At 74.8% G+C, this 19142-nt stretch carries 17 protein-coding genes; 6 read left to right on the plus strand and 11 right to left on the minus strand.

All coding sequences use genetic code 11. The features are described 5' to 3' along the window. From ABD317_RS03275 to pssA, 4 genes are all read left to right on the plus strand, one after another. Positions 1-519, plus strand: coding sequence for a MaoC family dehydratase (locus tag ABD317_RS03275; protein WP_344287623.1), 519 nt, complete (start codon positions 1-3; stop codon positions 517-519). Further along, the gene (locus tag ABD317_RS03280) at positions 519-1736 is read left to right on the plus strand and encodes an acyl-CoA dehydrogenase family protein (protein ID WP_027752340.1); all 1218 of its coding nucleotides are present in this window, start codon (positions 519-521) and stop codon (positions 1734-1736) included. Before ABD317_RS03275 ends, ABD317_RS03280 begins: the two co-directional genes overlap by 1 nt. A 165-nt stretch (positions 1737-1901) precedes the next feature. Next, entirely contained in the window at positions 1902-2555 is a 654-nt protein-coding gene (locus tag ABD317_RS03285; RefSeq protein WP_344287625.1) for a phosphatidylserine decarboxylase, read from the plus strand. Beyond that, a complete protein-coding gene (gene pssA, locus ABD317_RS03290) occupies positions 2542-3387 on the plus strand; it encodes a CDP-diacylglycerol--serine O-phosphatidyltransferase (protein WP_027752342.1) in 846 nt (281 codons plus the stop codon). The genes ABD317_RS03285 and pssA overlap by 14 nt, the downstream gene beginning before the upstream one ends. A gap of 124 nt (positions 3388-3511) precedes the next feature. Here the strand turns inward: pssA and ABD317_RS03295 are convergent, their stop codons facing one another. Further along, complete coding sequence (locus ABD317_RS03295) at positions 3512-5518, minus strand: M4 family metallopeptidase (protein WP_344287628.1); 2007 nt, start codon at positions 5516-5518, stop codon at positions 3512-3514. Between the two features lie 104 nt (positions 5519-5622). Between ABD317_RS03295 and ABD317_RS03300 the strand changes: the two genes are divergently transcribed. Then, positions 5623-6582, plus strand: coding sequence for a LysR substrate-binding domain-containing protein (locus ABD317_RS03300; RefSeq protein WP_027752343.1), 960 nt, complete (start codon positions 5623-5625; stop codon positions 6580-6582). An 87-nt stretch (positions 6583-6669) separates the two neighbouring features. Here the strand turns inward: ABD317_RS03300 and ABD317_RS03305 are convergent, their stop codons facing one another. The 5 genes from ABD317_RS03305 to ABD317_RS03325 form a co-directional block, all read right to left on the minus strand. Then, on the minus strand, positions 6670-7983 hold the full coding sequence (locus ABD317_RS03305) for an ABC transporter substrate-binding protein (RefSeq protein ID WP_344287631.1): 1314 nt from the start codon (positions 7981-7983) through the stop codon (positions 6670-6672). Next, positions 7946-9067 (minus strand): branched-chain amino acid ABC transporter permease, encoded by a 1122-nt coding sequence (locus ABD317_RS03310; protein WP_344287633.1) that lies wholly within the window; start codon positions 9065-9067, stop codon positions 7946-7948. Before ABD317_RS03310 ends, ABD317_RS03305 begins: the two co-directional genes overlap by 38 nt. Further along, the gene (locus tag ABD317_RS03315) at positions 9060-9950 is read right to left on the minus strand and encodes a branched-chain amino acid ABC transporter permease (protein ID WP_344287635.1); all 891 of its coding nucleotides are present in this window, start codon (positions 9948-9950) and stop codon (positions 9060-9062) included. The genes ABD317_RS03310 and ABD317_RS03315 overlap by 8 nt, the downstream gene beginning before the upstream one ends. Next, positions 9947-10744: an ATP-binding cassette domain-containing protein gene (locus tag ABD317_RS03320; protein ID WP_051437963.1), complete on the minus strand. Its 798-nt coding sequence runs from the start codon at positions 10742-10744 to the stop codon at positions 9947-9949. The genes ABD317_RS03315 and ABD317_RS03320 overlap by 4 nt, the downstream gene beginning before the upstream one ends. A gap of 122 nt (positions 10745-10866) precedes the next feature. Then, a complete protein-coding gene (locus tag ABD317_RS03325; protein WP_344287637.1) occupies positions 10867-11733 on the minus strand; it encodes an ABC transporter ATP-binding protein in 867 nt (288 codons plus the stop codon). 143 nt (positions 11734-11876) lie between these two features. On the opposite strand from ABD317_RS03325, the gene ABD317_RS03330 reads away from it, so the two are divergent. After that, a complete protein-coding gene (locus tag ABD317_RS03330) occupies positions 11877-13070 on the plus strand; it encodes a PucR family transcriptional regulator (RefSeq protein WP_344287639.1) in 1194 nt (397 codons plus the stop codon). Between the two features lie 51 nt (positions 13071-13121). Here the strand turns inward: ABD317_RS03330 and ABD317_RS03335 are convergent, their stop codons facing one another. The 5 genes from ABD317_RS03335 to ABD317_RS03355 form a co-directional block, all read right to left on the minus strand. Next, positions 13122-14249: a glycerate kinase gene (locus ABD317_RS03335; RefSeq protein WP_027752348.1), complete on the minus strand. Its 1128-nt coding sequence runs from the start codon at positions 14247-14249 to the stop codon at positions 13122-13124. A gap of 93 nt (positions 14250-14342) precedes the next feature. After that, the gene (locus ABD317_RS03340; RefSeq protein WP_344287640.1) at positions 14343-14831 is read right to left on the minus strand and encodes a methylated-DNA--[protein]-cysteine S-methyltransferase; all 489 of its coding nucleotides are present in this window, start codon (positions 14829-14831) and stop codon (positions 14343-14345) included. 5 nt (positions 14832-14836) lie between these two features. Continuing rightward, positions 14837-16336 (minus strand): AlkA N-terminal domain-containing protein, encoded by a 1500-nt coding sequence (locus tag ABD317_RS03345; RefSeq protein WP_344287642.1) that lies wholly within the window; start codon positions 16334-16336, stop codon positions 14837-14839. 285 nt (positions 16337-16621) lie between these two features. After that, positions 16622-18037 (minus strand): phytoene desaturase family protein, encoded by a 1416-nt coding sequence (locus ABD317_RS03350; protein ID WP_344287644.1) that lies wholly within the window; start codon positions 18035-18037, stop codon positions 16622-16624. Between the two features lie 33 nt (positions 18038-18070). After that, positions 18071-18931, minus strand: a complete 861-nt coding sequence (locus ABD317_RS03355; protein WP_344287646.1) for an inositol monophosphatase family protein — start codon at positions 18929-18931, stop codon at positions 18071-18073. Positions 18932-19142: the final 211 nt, after the last annotated feature.

A 19142-nucleotide genomic window follows, 5' to 3' on the forward strand; every position in this document is an offset into this window, starting at 1 on the left:
ATGCAGTTCGGACGCATCTACGAGGAGTTCGAGCCGGGCGCGGTGTACAGGCACTGGCCGGGCAAGACCGTCACCGAGTACGACAACCACCTGTTCTGCCTGCTGACCATGAACCACCACCCGCTGCACCTGGACGCGCACTACGCCGGCGAGGCCACCGGCTTCGGCCGCAACGTCGTCGTCGGCAACTACGTGTACTCGCTGCTGCTCGGCATGTCCGTGCCGGACGTGTCCGGCAAGGCGATCGCCAACCTGGAGGTGGAGTCGCTGAAGCACGTGGCGCCCACCTTCCACGGCGACACGGTCTACGGCGAGACGACCGTCCTGGACAAGTGGCCGTCGACGTCGAAGGACGACCGCGGCATCGTGTCCGTCGAGACCCGCGGCCACAAGCAGGACGGCACCCTGGTGTGCGTCTTCCGGCGCAAGGTGCTGGTCCCCACGGCGGCGTACGTGCGGGAGCCCATGGGGGCACCGCCCGGCCGCCCGGAGCCGGCCGAGCGCGGCGGGGCGGCGTGATGGGGCGGCTGGCGCAGACGGAGGGGCTGACGGACGTCCAGCGCGAGATCGTCGCCACGGTCCGCGGCTTCGTCGACAAGGAGATCCTGCCGGTCGCCACCGAGCTGGAGCACCGGGACGAGTATCCCGCGCAGATCGTCGAAGGCCTGAAGGACCTGGGTGTTTTCGGCCTGATGATCCCCGAGGAGTACGGCGGTCTCGGCGAGTCGCTGCTCACGTACGCGCTGTGCGCGGAGGAGATCGCCCGCGGCTGGATGAGCGTGTCGGGGATCATCAACACGCACTTCATCGTGGCGTACCTGATCAAGCAGCACGGCACCCCCGAGCAGCGGGAGCACTTCCTGCCCCGGATGGCCGCCGGCGAGGTGCGCGGCGCGTTCTCGATGTCGGAGCCCGGGCTCGGCTCGGATGTGGCGGCGATCACCTCCCGGGGCGTACGGGACGGGGAGAGCGGCGACTACCTGCTCACCGGGCAGAAGATGTGGCTCACCAACGGCGGCACGTCGACGCTGGTGGCCGTCCTCTGCCGGACGGACGAGGGGCTGCCGGCGGACGCGCCGGCGCACCGGTCGATGACGACGTTCCTGGTGGAGAAAGAGCCCGGGTTCGGCGCGGTGAAGCCGGGGCTGACCATCCCCGGCAAGATCGACAAGATGGGCTACAAGGGCGTCGACACCACCGAGCTGATCATGACGGGGCTGCGGGTCCCGGCCGACCGGGTGCTCGGCGGCCCCGGCGGGGCCGGCCGGGGCTTCTACCAGATGATGGACGGGGTCGAGGTGGGCCGCGTGAACGTCGCCGCGCGCGGCTGCGGCGTCGCGCAGCGCGCCTTCGAGCTGGGCGTCGACTACGCCCAGCAGCGGCAGACGTTCGGCCGGCCGATCGCCCGGCACCAGGCAATCCAGTTCAAACTGGCCGAGATGGCTACCAAGGTCGAGGCCGCCCATGCGATGATGGTGCGAGCGGCACGCAAAAAGGATACTGGAGAACGTAACGACCTAGAGGCGGGGATGGCCAAATATCTCGCTTCGGAGTACTGCAAGGAAGTCGTGGAAGACGCGTTCCGCATCCACGGCGGGTACGGCTTCTCCAAGGAGTACGAGATCGAGCGTCTCTACCGGGAGGCGCCGATGCTTCTCATTGGCGAAGGAACCGCCGAGATCCAGAAAATGATCATTGGGCGGCGACTGCTGGAGGAGTACGGGTCCCAGGGCTGAGGGACTGCTTCAGGGGCAGGCGGCAGGGGCGCGTGGCAGCCGGTCGGGCGCCCCGGCGGACGAAAGCTCGCTTCGGCTTGCCGAGTTGCCGGTGCCAACCGATAGCATCCCCGACAAGCCGCCGTCCCCCATCACCGCGGCCCCCTCCCGCTACGAAGGTCAAACATGCCCCACAGCCCAGATACCGTTCCGCGCCGCCGGGTCCGCCTGGCGCGCGGAGCATCGCCGTGGCTCCTGCCGACCTTGGCCACCGCGGCCGCCGCCGCCGTCCGCGCCCGCCGCACCGGGCGCTGGCCCGACCGGCTGGCCGCCGTGCCCCCCGCCGCGCTGGCGGCGGGCATGCTGTGGTTCTTCCGCGACCCCGACCGCGAGATCGCCGGCGGCCGGGTCCTCTCCCCCGCCGACGGCGTGGTGCAGAGCATCATGCCGTGGCCCGACGGCCGCACCCGCGTCGCGATCTTCATGAGCCCGCTGAACGTGCACGTGAACCGGGCTCCGCTGGCCGGCACCGTCAGCTCCGTGGAGCACGTCCCCGGCGGTTACGTCCCGGCGTTCAACAAGGAGAGCGACACCAACGAACGCGTCGTGTGGCACCTCGGCACCGAACTCGGCGACGTCGAGATGGTGCAGATCGCCGGCGCGGTCGCGCGCCGCATCGTGCCGTACGTGACCCGGGGCACCAAGGTCGAGCAGGGCGAGCGGGTCGGGCTGATCCGCTTCGGCTCCCGCGTCGACGTGTACCTGCCGGAGGGCGTCGCCGCCGGCGTGGACGTCGGCCAGGCCACCACGGCGGGGGTGACGCGCCTTGACCGTGATTGATCCGGAGACGAAGGCCGGCTGGGTCCCCGAGGTCGACGAGGACGACGACATGCCGCTGTCCACGCGGCTGTCGATCGCCGACACCCTCACGCTGGCGAACGCCACCTGCGGCTTCCTCGCCGTCTACTTCACCACCACCGGCGTGCTCGTCCCGCACCTGATGGGCGAGAGCACCGGCGGCATAGCCCGGCAGAGCGCCGCCACCGCCGTGATCCTGATGCTGCTCGCCTCGGTCTTCGACCTCTTCGACGGCCTGGTCGCGCGGAAGCTGCGCAGCTCGGCGATGGGCGCGGAGCTGGACAACCTCTCCGACCTGATCAGCTTCGGGCTGGCGCCCGCGTACTTCGTGCTGGTCTACGGCATGGTCGCCGACGACGCGCACCAGCGGGTGTCCACGGTGGCCGCGGTCGCGGTGATGCTGGCGGTGGTGCTGCGGCTCGCCCGGTTCTCCTGCGTGACGGTGCGTGACGGGGTCTTCCAGGGCATGCCGAGCCCCTTCGGGGCGCTGACGGTGATCTCGGTGGTGCTGCTGGAGCTGCCGTTCGTGCCGACGCTGCTGGCGATCGTCGGGGTGGCCTGGCTGATGGTGAGCCGGGTGGAGTACCCCAAGCCGCGCGGCCGGCTGGCGGTGGCCACGCTCGTGTGGATCTTCATCAGCATGACCTGCCTGGGGGCGTGGGCCTTCGACGCGCCGAACGGCCAGCTGCTGCTCCAGACGGGCTGCGCGCTGCAGATAGTGACCGCCGCCACGATCCCGCTCTTCGCCACCGCCCGCCGGGTCAACACCTTCCGCGTCGGCCGCCGCGAGGCCCGCGCCGCCGCGCAGGGCTGAGCCGCCCGCGCCTACGGGCCCGGGCTCCGGGCCCGTACCGTACGAGAACAGACCGCGCCGCCGCGCCCGGGGGACTGGCCCCCGGGCGCGGCGGCTTTTCCGGCGGGCCCGTCCTGGATCGGGGTCAGACGGGCTGCCAGAGCGCGGGCACGTTCGGCGGCTCCCAGCCGGGCAGGGCCGTGTGGGCCTGCAGGCACCGGTAGGTCCGGCCGCCGTACGTGACGGTGTCACCGGCCTGGTAGGAGGTCCAGGCCGCCCAGGTGCCGCCGGTGTCGGAGCCGACGGTCAGGGTGTACGTCACGCTGTGGGTGGTGCTGCCGGTGCCGGTCACCCTGATCGGGTACGTGCCGTCGGCGGTCGCGGCGCCGACGTCGACCGTCATGGTCGCGGAGTCGCCGGACGTCACCGTCGCCGGTGCGAAGGACACCGTGGCGCCCCCGGGGGCGCCGGAGGCGGTGAGCGCGACGTCCTGCGGCTCGCCGCCGGTCGTCGTGGTGCCCACGGTGGCGGTGGCGGAGCCGCCGCCCGACTCCACCCGGCCGGAGTCCGGCGACAGGGCGAGGGAGAAGTCCGGCGTCTGGCTGCCGCCGCAGTCGGCCTCGCCGGCCGCCGCGGGCACGGCGACGGCGCTCCAGGCCGCCTTGACGGCGTTGCACTCGGCGGCGCCGTAGGTGGTCTTCGCGGCGGTGACGGTCGCCGCGCGGGCGGCCCGGTGGTTCCAGGCGGAGGTCTTCATCAGCAGCCCGCCCATGAAGACCTTCGCGGCCTTCTGGATGCCGATGCCGGTGACGGAGGAGGGGCCGCCGGAGCAGATCGGGCTGCCCGGCTTGCCGCCGCCGGGGTCGGAGCCCTCGGCGAGCAGGTAGAACCAGTGGTTCTGCGGGCCGGCCGCGGCGTGCACCTCGGTGCCGGGGCCGAGCTGCGTGTAGCAGTTGGGGTCGTTGTTGACCAGCGACGGGTTGTACATGTTACGAATGGGGCGGCTGTCGCCGAAGAAGCGGGCCTTCTCGCCGACGGTGTAGTCGGGCGGGTCGTTCGGGTTGTTGATGTACGCCTCGGTGACGGCGCCGAAGATGTCGCCGGTGGACTCGTTCATGCCGCCGTTCTCGCTGCCCGAGCCGGTGCCGCCGGGGGTGCGGTGGAAGATCTCGTGCCCGTACTCGTGCGCGACGACGTCGATGGACGTGAGCTGGTTGGTGCCGGTCTGGTTTCGGCCGTAGGTGGTCTTGGTGCCGTCGTAGTAGGCGTTGACGACGCTGAGGCCGGCGCGGGCGGGGACGAGGCCGCCGCGTCCGTTCTGGCCGTTGTAGCCGAGCCACTCGTTCAGCATGTCGAACTCGTGCTGGGCCGCGTACATGATGTCGACGCAGGCGGTCTCCAGGTCGTTGGCGCCGCCGTTGCCCCACGGCGGGCTGGTGTACGGGGCGCCGTTCTGGCCGCCGCACTGGAAGCCGGCGCGGTCGGGGTCGGTCATGGAGCTTGCGGCGGTGTCGATCTCGACGGTGCCGTTGTGGTAGCCCTGCCCGGAGGCGTCGCGGACCTGTTCGCGGGTTTCGACGACCTCGCCGGTGCGGGCGTCGACGTAGACCTCGCGCACGCTGGGGGCGCCGGCGGCGGTGGTCCCGGTGACGGTGGACTGCCAGGTCAGCACGCCCTTGCCGGACTTGATGAGCACGCCCAGCTCGGGCCGCGTGGTCTCCTCCGGCCGGGCGACCCGTCCGGCGGCGGTCTTCTCGGCGGCGGCCGCGGAGATCCGGGCGTGCGGGGAGAGCGTCAGCTCGGGCGCGGGTGCGGCGGCGACGTCGAGGACGCGGCCGCGGCTGTCGGCGAGCACGACGGCGTCGCCCCCGGTGACCGGCAGCCCGAGGTAGGTGCGTTCGTACGCGGCGTAGTAGAGACCGCCGTCCCAGGGGGTCACCCCGGTGCGGACGAGCTCCTCGCCGGGGCTGTGGCGCAGCCCGTCGAGCCCGCTGTCGGCGGCGCGGTCGGCGGCGGCCAGGGCGCGCGCCTTGCCGCTCGGCTGCCGCTCCGACGGTGGTGGAGCGGCGCTGGTCGTGCCGGTGAAGGCACCGGTCAGGCCGGCGGTCAGGGCGAGTGCCGCCACGACCGCGCCAAGTCTTGTGGACCTCACGTCTGTTGCTCCCCTCTGGGAAACCGGTGACGCGAGTATCGACATGCACATGGCGCTTCGGGGATATCCCACCGGCCCTCATGCCCGGGTTATACGCTGCTGGAATGCAGCTGGAGTTGCGGCATCTCCAGGCTGTCTGCCGGATCGCCGAGGCCGGCAGCCTGTCCCGCGCCGCCCGCCTCCTCGGCGTCTCCCAGCCGGCTCTCTCCGCTCAGCTGCGGCGGATTGAGCGGGTGGCCGGCGGGGAGCTGTTCACCCGGACTCCGCAGGGCGTACAGCCCACGCCGCTCGGCGAGTTCGTCCTGTCCAAGGCCCACCGGGTGCTCGGCGAGATGGAAGCGCTCTCCGCCGGCGCCCGGGCCACGACGGCGACGGGGCCGCTGCGGCTGGGGAGCATCGTGCTCGTCATGCTCGGTGCGCTGGTGCAGGAGCTGGACGAGCTGCTGCCGGGCCGGCAGACCACGGTCGACAGCGAGGACTCGGTCACGGCGCTGACCCGGCTGCTGGGCTCCGGCCACTACGACGCCGTCCTCTACGGCGAGGTCAACGACCACCGCACCCCGCTCCCGGCGGGCGTCACGGCCCGCACGCTGGTCGCCGGCGAGCCGTTCTGGATCGCCCTGTCCGCGCGCCACCGGCTCGCGGACCGGGAGCGGGTGGACCTGGCGGAGCTGGCGGGCGAGCACTGGATGGCGATGACCAGCCAGGACGACGGTGGCCCGGAGGCCCTGCAGGCGGCGTGCGCCGGCGCGGGCTTCACGCCGTCGCTGCGCTACCGCATCGGCGACACGGCGCTGAACCGCCGGCTGATAGCGGCCGGCCGCGCGGTGGCGGTCTTCCAGCCCACGGCCCCCGCGACGCCGGGGGTGGTGCTGCGCCCGCTGGCGGGGGACCCGATCAGGGGCCGGCTGACGCTGGCGTGGCAGCGCCGCGCGGTGCCGGCGGAGATGGCGGCGGTGCTGTACCGGGCGGCGGCCCGGGCGTATGCGGCGGGGCTGGCCAACAACCCGCGGTACGGGGCGTGGTGGGCGGCGCACCCGGAGGTGCATCCGGAGCCGGGGTGAGCGCCGGCCCCGGATGCGCGGCGGACCGTGCGGACGCCGGGCGCGGCGCGCACCCCGCGGCCGGGACCGGCGCCCGGCCCCCGGCGCTCAGCCCTCGGCGCCCGCCACGGCGTAGTCGGCCGCCGCCGTCGCCGTGAACGCCTCCTCGGCCACGACCATCCCGCCCTTGGCCTCGGCGTCCGGCCGCAGGATGAGGCTCTCCCGGGTCGACGGCTCGGCCGGGTCGGAGAAGTCGTGGGTGATGCCGAAGCCGGTGTCCATCGAGTCGATCGACAGCAGCGCCTCCGTGACTCCCTCGCGGGTTAGGTTCTTCGCCTTGCAGGCCCGCTGCAGCGCCTCGCCGAACAGGTCGGCCGCGGACCAGCCGGCGATGACGCCGGTGTCGAGCAGCTCGCCCGGGTACTCCTTCTCGTACGCCGCCGCCAGCTCCGCGGGCCCCGGCTCCGGCGAGCCGATGGGCAGGGTGGAGGTGGAGACGTGGAAGTTCTTCAGCAGCGCGGGCCCGGCGGCGGTCTCCAGCAGCTGGGGGGCGAACGTCGGGTTGGAGCCCACGATCGGCACGTCGAGCCCGGAAGCCGCCGCCACACCCGCCAGCGACGCGGACTGTCGCGGCCCCGCGCTCATCAGGACCGCCGAGACCTCCGCCTTCGCGAGCGAGGTGACCTGGGCGGTCATGTCCTGGTCGGTCGCCTTGATCTTCTTGCCCACGACGGTGAGCCCGGCCGCCTCGGCCGCGTACTCGGAGCCGGCCAGCGCGTTCTCGCCGTAGTCGCCCTCGAAGTACACGTGGCCGATCCTGTCGCCCTTCCCGACGGCCCCCTGCCGGACCAGGAAGTCCACGGCGTTGATCATCTCCATGTCGTACGTGGCGCCGATCTGCCGGATGTTCTCGCTGCCCAGCAGCGTGGCCGACCACGCCTGCGGGATGACCAGCCCCTTGTCCTGGCCGTCGATGCGGTCCTTGACCGCGGCGACGTAGGGCGAGCCGATGAACTGCGGGAAGCCCAGCACCTCCGGCTCCAGCTCGGTGTACGCGGAGACGGCCTTCTGCGGGTCGTAGCCGTGGTCCCGCACGGTCAGCTCCACCGTGCGGCCGCAGACTCCGCCGTCCGCGTTGAACCGGTCGAAGTACAGCTGCTGCGCCTGCGTCACGCTCTTGCCGAGGGTGGCGTACACGCCCGTCATGTCGGTGAGCACGCCGAGCGGGACGGTGGTCGCCGTCACACCGTCGCCGACGCGCAGCTCCGATCCGCCGCCGTCGCCCTCGGCCGCGTCGTCGTCGTTCGCCTTGCCGCTGCAGCCCGCCGCGGTGAGCGCCAGGGTCGCCGCGATCGCGGCGACCGCGGCCAGACGCGGCCGTTGTCTACGCACGGTGTGGTGTCTGTATGGCGTCTTCAGCATCAGAGGGTTCCTTCTTCTCGGGGGTTCTGCGGCGAGGAGCGAGCCGGGCCAGGCCGCCGGGCAGGAAGAGCACGACCGCGACGACGGCGGCCCCGTACAGGTAGCGGGACGCCTCTCCGGGGGCGACGCCGCCATCCCCGGTGGCGGAGACCAGGGGCAGCGACTCGCTGTAGCGCATGAAGACCTGCGGCAGCAGGGAGACGAAGGCGGCGCCCAGCACCGCGCCGGCGACCGAGCCGAGCCCGCCGACCACGATCATCGCCAGGTACTCCAGGGAGAGCACGAAGCCGAAGTACTCCGGCACCGTGCGCTGGAAGACCAGCGCGAGCAGCACCCCGGCCAGCCCGGCGTACATGGACGACAGCACGAACACCCCGGCGCGCAGCCGCGCCACCGGCACCCCCATGACGCCCGCGGCGATCCGGTGGTCGCGCAGCGCGTTCATCGCCCGCCCGGGCCGGCCGCGCAGCACGCCGCGGGCGAACAGCGCGCCGGCGACGAGCAGGGCGAGGCCCACGTACCAGAGCTTCTCGGCCGCCCCGAACGGCACGTTGAGCAGCACGTCCTCGCTGTCGTCGAAGCGGTAGCCGAACAGCTCCAGCGGCGGCACGGCGCGGCCGTTGTAGCCGCCGGTCAGGTCGTCGGCGTTGAACAGCAGGTGCTGGCCGATGAAGATCAGCGCGAGCGTGGCGATACCGAGGTACGCGCCGCTGAGCCGCCCCGCGATCGGGCTCAGCAGCCCGCCGGCGAGCCCCGCGAGCAGCACCGCGCCGGCCGCCGCGACCGCGGTGGGCAGCCCGAGGCCGGTGAGCCCCTCCTCGTCGCCGCCGGCGAGCGCGCAGTAGCCGTACGCGCCGACGGCGAGGAAGAAGGCGTGGCCGAGGGAGAGCTGCCCGGTGGCGCCGGTGAGCAGGTTGAGCCCGATGGCGCCGATGGCGGCGGCCATGGCGAACAGCCCGGCCTGGAGCCAGAACCGGTCGAGGTAGAACGGCAGCGCCAGCGCCACGAGCAGGCCGGCGCCGGCCGCGGCGGGCAGCGCGTACCGCCGCGGTGCCCGGCGCGGGGCGGTGAGCGGCTCAGACACGGGTCAGCTCCCTCGTCCCGAAGAGCCCGGCGGGCCGCGCCAGCAGGACGAGCAGCATCACCAGGTACGGGGCCACGTCGCCGAGGCCGCGGCCGAGGAACGACAGCTCGGCCTGGTAGCCGGTGGCCATCGCCTCGGTGACGCCGACGATCAGCCCGCCGGCCAGCGCGCCCGCGGTGGAGTCGAGGCCGCCGATGATCGCGGCCGGGAACGCCTTGAACGCGGCGAAGGACGTGCTGCGCTCCAGCCCCGGGGTGGGGAAGACGGTGAGGAAGAGCGCGGCGACGGCGGCCAGCGCGCCGGCCACCGCCCAGGCGGACAGCGACACGCGCCCGAGCCGTACGCCCATCAGCGCCGCGGCCTCGCGGTTCTCGGCGGCGGCCCGCATCGCCACGCCCCAGGAGGTGTAGCGGAAGGCGAGCAGGAAGGCCGTGATGAGCAGGGCCGCGGCGGCCAGCGCGGCGATGCGGGTCTGCGGCACGGTCACCGAGCCGAAGGTCAGGACCGCGTCGCCCCACGGGTCGCCGAGGGTCAGCACGTCGGTGCCGATGAGCCGGGTGAACTCGGTGAGCAGGACGATGTCGACGCCGATGGTGGCGATGGCGAGGACGCTGTGCTCACCGCCGCGGTAGCGGCGGATGACCAGGAACTCCACCAGTGCGCCGACGGTGGCGGCGCCGGCGATGCCGGCGGCGAGGGCCGGCCAGAAGCCGATGTGCCCGCTGAGCCGGGCGGCGACGTAGCCGCCGGCGAGGAGGAGGGAGGCGTGGGCGAAGTTGACGACCTCGGTGGCCTTGAAGATGACGACGAAGCCGAGGGCGATGAGGGCGTAGACCGAGCCCGTGGAGAGCCCGCCGATGAGCAGTTCGACGAACGTGGTCACCGGTGCCCCCTCCCCGCCGCGGGCGCGCCGCCGTCCTCCGGGGCCGCCTCGCCGAGGTAGGCGCGCACCACCTCGGGGTCGCGCTGCACCGCCTCGGGTGCGCCGCCGGCGATACGGCGGCCGAAGTCGAGCACGGTCACCTCGTCGGCGAGCCGCATGACCACCCCCATGTCGTGTTCCACCAGGACGATCGAGATGCCGAGGCTGTCGCGTATCCCCGCGACCAGCGCGGCGGTGCGCCGCCGTGCCGCCGACGTCATGCCGGCCACCGGCTCGTCGAGCAGCAGCAGCCGCGGCTCGGTGCACAGGGCCCGGCCCAGCTCGACGAGCTTCTGCAGCCCGTACGGCAGCGCCCCGGCCGGGTGGTCGAGGTACGGCTCCAGGCCGGTGAACGCGGCGATCTCCCGCACCCGTGCGCCGTGCCGCGCCTCCTCGCGGGCGGCGGACGGCAGCCGCAGTCCGGCGGCGAGGAAGCCGGCCCTCGTCAGCCGGTGCCGGCCGAGCATGAGGGTGTCGGAGACCGTGGCGTACGGGGGCAGGGCGAGGTTCTGGAAGGTGCGGGCCACGCCGAGGCCGGCGATGCGGTGCGGGGGGAGCCCGGTCAGCTCGTGTCCGCCGAGCCGGACGCTCCCGGAGGTGGCCCGGTAGACGCCGGAGAGCACGTTGAAGCAGGTGGACTTGCCGGCGCCGTTGGGCCCGATGACGGCGTGCACGCTGCCGGGCCGCACGGTGAACGACACGTCGTCCAGCGCGGTGAGCCCGGCGAACCGCACGGTCAGCCCGGTCACCCGCAACTCGGGGACGCCGGGCGCCGCCGGGACCGGGCCGGCCGCGTCCGCCGCGGGCCCGTCGGGTCCGGACGGCGGCTCCGGGCACCGGGAGCCCGGCGGTGGCCTGCGGGACCGGGGGGCGCCCCTCACGCCGGCCACCTCCCCAGCCGGGGTACGGACGTACTCACCGACTCCGCGTCCTGCGCCGCGGTCTCGTCCACCACGCCCAGGTACCGCCGCCGCACCTCGTCCGACACCGCCAGCTCCGCCGCCGGGCCGGCGAGGGCCACCCGGCCGGTCTCCAGCACGTACGCCGACGACGCCAGCTTCAGGGCGACCGCCGCGTTCTGCTCGACCAGCAGCACCGAGGTGCCCTGCGCGTTGATCTCCCGGATCGTGTCCGCGATCCGGGCCGCGGCCATCGGCGCCAGCCCGAGCGTCGGCTCGTCGAGCAGCAGCAGCCGCGGCTCGGCCATCAGCGCCCGGCCGAGCGCCAGCATCTGCTGCTCGCCGCCCGACAACAGCCCCGCGCGCTGCTGCGCCCGCTGACGCAGCACGGGAAAGAGCCCGTGCACCCGGGCGTGCGCCGGGGCCCGGCGGTCCGCCCGGGCCCGCGCTCCGCCCCACGCCCGGTCCCGCTCCCCGCCGCGGGCGCGGCCCCGCGCGCCCCCGCGGGCGCCGAGCGCCCCGGCGCGCAGGTTGTCCGCCACGGTCATCCGCGCGAACATCTGGCGGCCCTCGGGCACCAGCACCACCCCGGCCGCGACCAGCTCGGCCGCCGCGAGGCCGTCGAGCCGCCGCCCGCCGAACGACACCGACCCGCCGCGCAGCGCGCCGCCGTGGAAGGCCAGCGTGCGCGAGACGGCCCGCAGCAGCGTGGACTTGCCCGCGCCGTTGCCGCCGAGCACCGCGACCACGGCGCCGTCCGGCACGTCGACCGATACGTCGACCAGCGCCCGCACCGGCCCGTAGCCGGCCGTCACGCCCTCGACCCGAAGGGACGCAGCCGTCATCGGCTCTCCTCTCCCGTGGAACAGGCGTTCACGACAGCACCGCCGCCCGCCGCCGTCCACGTCGGACCGCGGAATCGCTGCCGATGACCACCGCGTACGCCGACCCGTTGTGCACCGGCACAACGCGCTGCCATCGTGAGCGGATGGCTGCCCGCAGAGCGCGTTCGGACCATGACTGGGCGGTGCTCGCCAGTGCCTCGCGGGCGCTGACGGACCGCGTGCCGCTACTCGCCGACCGGCTGCTCGACGAACTGGCGGAGAACTCGCCGCACTACGACCTGGCCGTGCCGCGCGACGAGCACTGGGAGCAGATCTGCGTGGCCCTGCGCTACGGCATCGAGGCCATCGCCGCCTCCCGCTCCGCGCCCCGCCGCGACCTCGCGTACGCGCGGGAGCTGGGCCGCCGCCGGGCGGAGCAGGGGCTGCCGCTGGAGCTGCTGCACCAGGCGTACCGGCAGGCGGCGTACCTGGTCTGGGACGAGATGCTCGACGTCGTCGCCGACGACGACCCGGGTTCGCTGCCGGTGCTGCTGCGCACGGCGACGCAGATGTGGTCGGGGGTGGACCGGCAGACGGCGACGCTGACCGACGCCTACCGCGCCACGGAGCGGGAGCTGCAGCGCCGCACGGACGGCCGCGGGCAGGCGCTGCTGGACGCCCTGCTCGACGCGGGCGACGGCGACGCGGACCCGGCCCTGGTGCAGCGCGCGGCGGCGGCGCTGGACCTGCCGGAGGCGGGGCGCTACGCGGTGGTGGTGCTGCGCTCGGAGCACCCCGGCCCGGGCGTGCCGGTGGAGCCCGGCGGCATGCGGTTCTTATGGCGGATGCGTACGGACGTGGAGCTGGCCGTCGTCGCCCTCGGCGCCGCCGCCTCCCCGACGGATCTGCAGAACGCCCTGCGGGCGCGCTGCCCCGGCCCCGGCGGCATCAGCCCCGTCGTCGGCAGCCTGGCGAAGCTCGGCCACGCCCGCCGCCAGGCGGAGCTGGCCCTCAGCACGGTGGGCCCGGGCGGCGCGGACTCCATCGTCCGCCTGGCCGAGCGCCTCCCGGCGGCCCTGGTGGTCAGCCGCCCGGAGCTGGCGGGCCTGCTCGTCGCGGAGGTCTTCGGCGAGCTGCTCCGCCTGGAGGCGCCGGACCGGGCGACGCTGCTGGAGACGCTGGAGGCGTGGCTCTCCTGCGGCGGCTCCGCGGGCCGCACGGCGACGCGGCTGTACTGCCACCGCAACACGGTCTTCAACCGCCTGCGACGGCTGGAGCAGCTGACGTCGCGCTCGCTGTCGCACCCCCGCGACCTCATCGAGCTGATGCTCGCGCTGGAGGCGTACTGGCGCGGTTAGGCGGGCCCGGTCAGGCGGGCGCGGTCAGGCGGCGCGGCCAGGCGGGCGCGGTCAGAGGAAGTCGCGGGCCAGCGACTCCGCCACCGACTCCAGCAGCGCACCCGCGTTCGCCATCGACCGCTCCACGTCCGGCTCCAGCGCCGCCAGCGCGTACGCCCGCTCGATCCCCGCCCCCCGCAGCGCCGCCTCGTCGATCGACAGCCCTCCGCACACCGCCACCACCGGCTTCCCCGCCGTCCGCGCCGCCGCCGCGACGCCCGCCGGGGCCTTGCCGTGCAGCGTCTGCCGGTCCAGCGACCCCTCCCCCGTGATCACGAGGTCCGCCCGCGCGAGGGCGGCCGCGAAGCCGAGGACGTCGAGGAGCACCTCGATCCCGGGCCGGAAGACCGCGCCGAGCCCGAGGAGCGCCCCGTAGCCGATGCCGCCCGCGGCGCCCGCGCCCGGCTGCCGGGCCAGCTCCGCCGCCCGCGGGCCGACGGCCTTCTCCAGCACCCGCACGTAGTGCGCGAGCGCCGCGTCCAGCGCCTCGACGTCCGCGGCGCTCGCGCCCTTCTGCGGCCCGTAGACCGCCGGCGCCCCGGCCGGGCCCGTCAGCGGGTTGTCGACGTCGCTGGCGAGGATCAGCTCGACGTCGGCGAACCGCGGGTCGATGCCGCTGAGGTCGGCCCGCGCCAGGTCCGCCAGCGGCCCGCCTCCCGGCCCGACCGGCTCCCCCGCCGCGTCGCGGAGGTCGGCGCCGAGCGCCGCGAGCATGCCGGCGCCGCCGTCCGTGGTCGCACTGCCGCCGACCCCGAAGACGACGGTGCGCGCCCCGGCGTCGAGCGCCGCGCGCAGCAGTTCGCCGCTGCCGTACGTGGTGGCGGTGCGCGGCGCGAAGCGGCCGGGGGGCAGGAGCTGCAGCCCGGACGCTTCGGCCATCTCGACGACGGCGGTGCCCGCACGCAGCGCGTACGCCGCGCGGACGGGTTCGCCGAGGGGCCCGGTGACCCGGGCCTCGCGGCGTTCGAAGCCGGCGGCCAGGGCGGCGGCGACGGTGCCGTCACCGCCGTCCGCGACGGGCAGCGCCTCGACGGCCAGGCCGGGTGCGACCCGGTGCAGGCCCGCGGTCACCCGCTGGGCGACCTGCTCCGCGGTCAGGGAGCCCTTGAACTTGTCGGCCGCGATCAGCACCCGGGTCACTGGTCCGTGCGTCACGTGTCACCTCATGCTCTGGTCCTGGTCACGCCGCTGCGACCCTATCCGGACGCCGGCCGGACCGCCCAGCCCGGTACGTCACCACAGGCCGCGCCGCTCCAGCGCCAGCAGCTGCTTCTTGCGGTCGATGCCGCCGCCGTAGCCGGTGAGGCTGCCGTTGGCGCCGACGACGCGGTGGCAGGGGACGATGATCCCGACGGGGTTGCGGCCGTTGGCCATGCCCACCGCGCGGGAGGCCGCGGGGTTGCCGACGCGCTCGGCCAGCTCGCCGTACGAGAGGGTCTCGCCGTACGGGATCTGCCGCAGCTGCTCCCACACCCGCTGCTGGAACGGCGTGCCGGCCAGCCGCAGCGGCAGGTCGAAATCGGTGCGCTCGCCCGCGAAGTACGCCCTGAGCTGCGCGGCCACGGCCGCGAACGGCGGGTCGGCCGCGTCGGCGGGGGTGCCGAAGGTCTCCTCGGCGGGGCGGTGGCGCTGGTCGGTCATGTAGAGCCCGGTGAGCTCGTCGCCCTCGGCGACGAGGGTGAGGGGCCCTACGGGGCTGTCGACGGTGGTGTGTGTGCGCATGTCCATCACTCCGTGGGCATCAGGTTGATCGGGTGGTCGCCGGCGGGCGGCGCCGCCCAGAGGTACTGCACGGCGTACGCGCGCCAGGGCCGCCAGGCGGCCGAGTGGCGGACGAGCGCCGCGGGGCTGCCGGGCAGCCCGAGACCGGCGGCGGCCTTGCGGACGCCGAGGTCGGTGGCCGGGAAGGCGTCGGGGTCGCCGAGCGCGCGCATGGCGACGACCTCGACGGTCCAGGGGCCGATGCCGGGCAGTTCGGCGAGGCGGACGCGGGCCTGTTCCCAGTCGCTGCCGCCGCCGAGGTCGAGGTCGCCGGCGGCGAGGGCGGCGACGAGCGCGGTGAGGGTGGTGCGCCGGCTGCGCGGCATGGCCAGCGCCTCGGGGTCGAGCCCGGCGAGGGCCTCGGGTTCGGGAAAGAGGTGGGTGAGGCCGCCTTCGGCGTCCTCGACCTCCGTCCCGTACGCGGTCACCAGCCGCCCCGCGTGCGTGCGCGCCGCGGCGGTGGAGACCTGCTGGCCGAGGACCGCCCGTACGGCGAACTCGGCGCCGTCCGTGGTGCGCGGCACCCGCCGGCCGGGCGCCTTGGCGATCAGCTCGGCGAGCTGCTCGTCGCGGGCGAGCTGCTCGTCGACGGCGACGGGGTCGGCGTCGAGGTCGAGCAGCCGCCGGCAGCGGCTGATGGCGATGGCGAGGTCCCGCTGGTCGGTGAGGGCGAGCCGGGCCGCGACATGGTCCGGCCGGGGGGTGAGCGAGGCGATGCCGTGCCCGTACGGCAGCCGCAGCGTGCGCCGGTACGCGCCGCCGCGCCACTCCTCGACGCCGGGCACCGCGGTGGCGACGAGGTGGCCGAAGAGGTTGTCGGGGGTCAGCGGCTGCCGGAAGGGCAGCCGGAGGGAGATCACGCCGGGGGTGGTGCTGCCCGTACTGTCCGTGCCGGCGCGGCCGCGGGCGGCGCGGCGGCGCAGCTCGGAGGGGGCGAGCGCGAAGACCTCCTGGACGGTGTCGTTGAAGGTGCGGATGGAGGAGAAGCCGGCGGCGAAGGCGACGTCGCCCATCGGCAGCGGCGACGTCTCGATGAGGACGCGCGCGGTCTGCGCGCGCTGGGCGCGGGCGAGCGCGAGGGGGCCGGCGCCGAGTTCGGCGCGGAGCTGGCGTTCGACCTGCCGGGTGCTGTAGCCGAGCCGGGCGGCGAGGCCGACGACGCCGTCGCGGTCGACGACGCCGTCGGCGATGAGCCGCACGGCGCGGGCGGTGAGGTCGGCCCGGTGGTTCCACTCCGGGGAGCCGGGGCTGGTGTCGGGGCGGCATCGCTTGCAGGCGCGGAAGCCGGCCTGCTGGGCGGCGGCCGCGCTGGGGTAGAACCGCATGTTCTGCGGCTTGGGCGGCACGACGGGGCAGCTGGGCCGGCAGTAGATGCCGGTGGTCAGCACGCCGGTGAAGAACCAGCCGTCGAAGCGGGCGTCCTTGGACTGGACGGCCCGTACGCAGCGCTCCGTGTCGGTGAACATGACTCCAGGGTCGGGTACCGCGGGCGCGCATGCTAGCGAAAATCCGACATGACCCTGCGGCTGCGCTGGGCCTGCGTCGTGCCTTCCCGGCCGGAACCCGCCGACGCAGCCCGACCGCGCCGACCGCCCGTCGGCGAGACCGCGTCCCCGTCCGAAGGACCGCGCGAGCCGCCATGCACCCGCCCGGGCCGCTCCCCGCCACACAGACGGCCCCACCGTCGCCAGAGGCGCTCGGGAGCGCTCGGCGGAGAACGCCTCGGACGCAACCCGGCGACCCGCCTCCCGTCAGCGGGTACGCGTCAACGTGCGGAAGACCGCGCGGGCCGCGTTGTGGCCGCCCATGCCGTGCACGCCCGGGCCGGGGTACGTCGACGAGGAGCACAGGAAGACGCGGGGGTGGACCGTGGCCCACGGTACCCGGGCGAGCCGCGGCCGCAGCAGGGTCTGGGTGCCGGAGAACGCGCCGGCGGCGATGTCGCCGCCGACGTAGTTGGCGTTGCGCGCGGCCAGCTGGGGCGGCCCCGCGGTGGCGCGGGCCAGCACCAGGTCGCGGAAGCCGGGCGCGAAGCGCTCCAGCTGCCGCTCGATGACCTCGGTGGCGTCGCCCTCCCAGCCGTTGGGCACGTGCCCGTAGACCCAGAAGGTGTGCTTGCCCGCCGGCGCCCGGGTGGGGTCGGCGATCGTGGGCTGGCAGGTGATGAGGAACGGCACCGTGGGGTCGACCCCGTGCACGGCGGCGTCGAGCGCCGCGCCGATCTCGCCCTCCGTGGGCCCGACGTGCACCGTCGTGGCGCGCCGCGCCTCCGGCGAGGTCCACGGCACCGGCCCGTCCAGAGCGTAGTCGATCTTGAACACGGAGGGCCCGTAGCGGAAGCCGTCGTACGCGCCGCCGAGCCCGGCGATGCGCGCCAGCGCGGTCGGGGTGGTGTCGAAGACGTACGCGCGCGCGGGCGGCAGCTCGTCCAGCCGCTTCACCTCGATGCCGGTGTGGATCCCGCCCCCCAGCTCGCGCAGGTACGCCGCGAGCGCGTCGGAGACGGCCTGCGACCCGCCGCGGGCCACCGGCCAGCCGACGGCGTGGCCCGCGAGCGCGAAGGTCAGCGCCATGGCGGCGGTGATCGGCGTGTGCAGCGGGGCGATGGCGTGCGCGGCGAGGCCGGCGATCATGCCGCGGGCGTGCGCGCCGTGGAAGCGGCGGTTCAGCAGCGACGCGGGCATGCCCAGCTGCCCCAGCCGCAGGAGGGTGAGGGGGTCGCGGGGCACGGAGCGCAGCGAGGCGGTGAAGAAGTCCCAGGAGAGCGTCTCCCACTTGCCCAGGAACGGCTCGACCAGCCGCCGGTAGACGCCCGCGTCGCGGCTGCCGAGCGACATCGCCGTCTCGCCCACGGAGCGGGAGAGCACGGCCGCGGAGCCGTCGGGGAAGGGGTGCGCCATGGCCAGTTCGCCGTGGACCCACTCCAAGCCGTGGGCGGCCAGCGGGAGTTCGTTGAAGACCGGGGAGCCGGCGCCGAAGGGGTGGGCGGCGGAGCAGGGGTCGTGCCGGAAGCCGGGCAGGGTCAGCTCGGCGGTGCTCGCCCCGCCGCCGATGGTGTCGCGGGCCTCGAAGACCTCGACCGTGAAGCCGCGTCGGGCGAGTTCGACGGCGGCGGTCAGCCCGTTGGGCCCCGCGCCTACGACCACCACGTCGACCAGCGTCGTCATCCGCCTCGCCACTCCCGTCGTCGCCGACCGGGGCTATCCGGCTGCCCCGGGTACGCCTCGGCCTGGTCCGGCCAGCAGGGCAAGGATATGCCGCGCCGTTTCACCGTCCCGCGCCGCGGTGAAGGGAAGCGCGTTGCCCCCGGCCACGCGGAACGGCTCCCCCGCGACGGTCCCGCTGGCGCCGCCCGCCTCGGCGACGAGGAGCAGGCCCGCGGCGTGGTCCCAGGGCTTCTCCCAGGAGAACGCGACGGCGTCGATCTCGCCGCGGGCCACGGACAGGTAGTCGTGGCCGGCGGAGCCGCAGGCCCGGGCCCGCACCCCCGGCACGTCGAGACGGGCCAGGGCGCGCTTCTCGGCCTCGGTGGTGAAGTCGTGGTGGGAGATGCCGACCACCAGCTCCCGGCCGGGCTCGGGCACGCCGGCGTGCAGCTCCCCGCCGCCGACGACGCGCGCACCGGCGCCGCGGCGGGCGACGGCCAGGACGTCCTTGGCCGGCAGATACGTCCAGGAGGCCAGCACCTCGCCGCGGTGCGCGAGGGCGACGAGCATGCAGAACCCGGGCTCGCCGTGGACGAACTGCCGGGTGCCGTCGACGGGGTCCACGATCCACACCGGCGCGTCCCCCCGCAGCGCCGCGAGCCGCCCGGGGTCGGCGTGCACGCCCTCCTCGCCGACGAGGACGGACCCGGGCAGCAGCGCCGTCAGCGAGCGCTCCAGGTGCAGCTCGGCCGTCTGGTCCGCGACGGTGACCAGGTCGTGGGGGCCGTCCTTCTGGGTGATCTCGTGCGCGCCGAGCTGCCGGAAACGGGGCATGACCTCTTCGGCCGCCGCCTTGCGCAGGGCGTCCTCGACCCGGTCGAGGGCGTCGGCGGAGGCCACGAAGTCGTCGATCATACGTCCATCGAACCATGCGGGGACCCCGGACGCGGAACCGGCGCGGAGGCGCCCGCCCGGCGGCCTCCGCGCGGTGCCGGGGACCGGTCCCCACCTGCCCGTGACAGCGTTGCCGCATGCCGGAGCCCGGCCGGTTCGCGGTGGCGCCACGCCGCCGGAACGCAGCTCTCCGACGCGGCCGCGGCCCGGCACGCACCATCGCCCTGCACGA

This window comes from Streptomyces synnematoformans, assembly GCF_039531005.1.
Classification (GTDB): domain Bacteria; phylum Actinomycetota; class Actinomycetes; order Streptomycetales; family Streptomycetaceae; genus Streptomyces; species Streptomyces synnematoformans.

Bases quoted from the DNA above. Each gene is read 5' to 3' on its own strand.
- ABD317_RS03275 (WP_344287623.1), top strand. From the start codon at position 1: ATGCAGTTCGGACGCATCTACGAGGAGTTCGAGCCGGGCGCGGTGTAC.
- ABD317_RS03280 (WP_027752340.1), top strand. From the start codon at position 519: ATGGGGCGGCTGGCGCAGACGGAGGGGCTGACGGACGTCCAGCGCGAG.
- ABD317_RS03285 (WP_344287625.1), top strand. From the start codon at position 1,902: ATGCCCCACAGCCCAGATACCGTTCCGCGCCGCCGGGTCCGCCTGGCG.
- ABD317_RS03300 (WP_027752343.1), top strand. From the start codon at position 5,623: ATGCAGCTGGAGTTGCGGCATCTCCAGGCTGTCTGCCGGATCGCCGAG.
- ABD317_RS03305 (WP_344287631.1), bottom strand. From the start codon at position 7,983: ATGCTGAAGACGCCATACAGACACCACACCGTGCGTAGACAACGGCCG.
- ABD317_RS03325 (WP_344287637.1), bottom strand. From the start codon at position 11,733: ATGACGGCTGCGTCCCTTCGGGTCGAGGGCGTGACGGCCGGCTACGGG.
- ABD317_RS03330 (WP_344287639.1), top strand. From the start codon at position 11,877: ATGGCTGCCCGCAGAGCGCGTTCGGACCATGACTGGGCGGTGCTCGCC.
- ABD317_RS03340 (WP_344287640.1), bottom strand. From the start codon at position 14,831: ATGCGCACACACACCACCGTCGACAGCCCCGTAGGGCCCCTCACCCTC.
- ABD317_RS03345 (WP_344287642.1), bottom strand. From the start codon at position 16,336: ATGTTCACCGACACGGAGCGCTGCGTACGGGCCGTCCAGTCCAAGGAC.
- ABD317_RS03350 (WP_344287644.1), bottom strand. From the start codon at position 18,037: ATGACGACGCTGGTCGACGTGGTGGTCGTAGGCGCGGGGCCCAACGGG.
- ABD317_RS03355 (WP_344287646.1), bottom strand. From the start codon at position 18,931: ATGATCGACGACTTCGTGGCCTCCGCCGACGCCCTCGACCGGGTCGAG.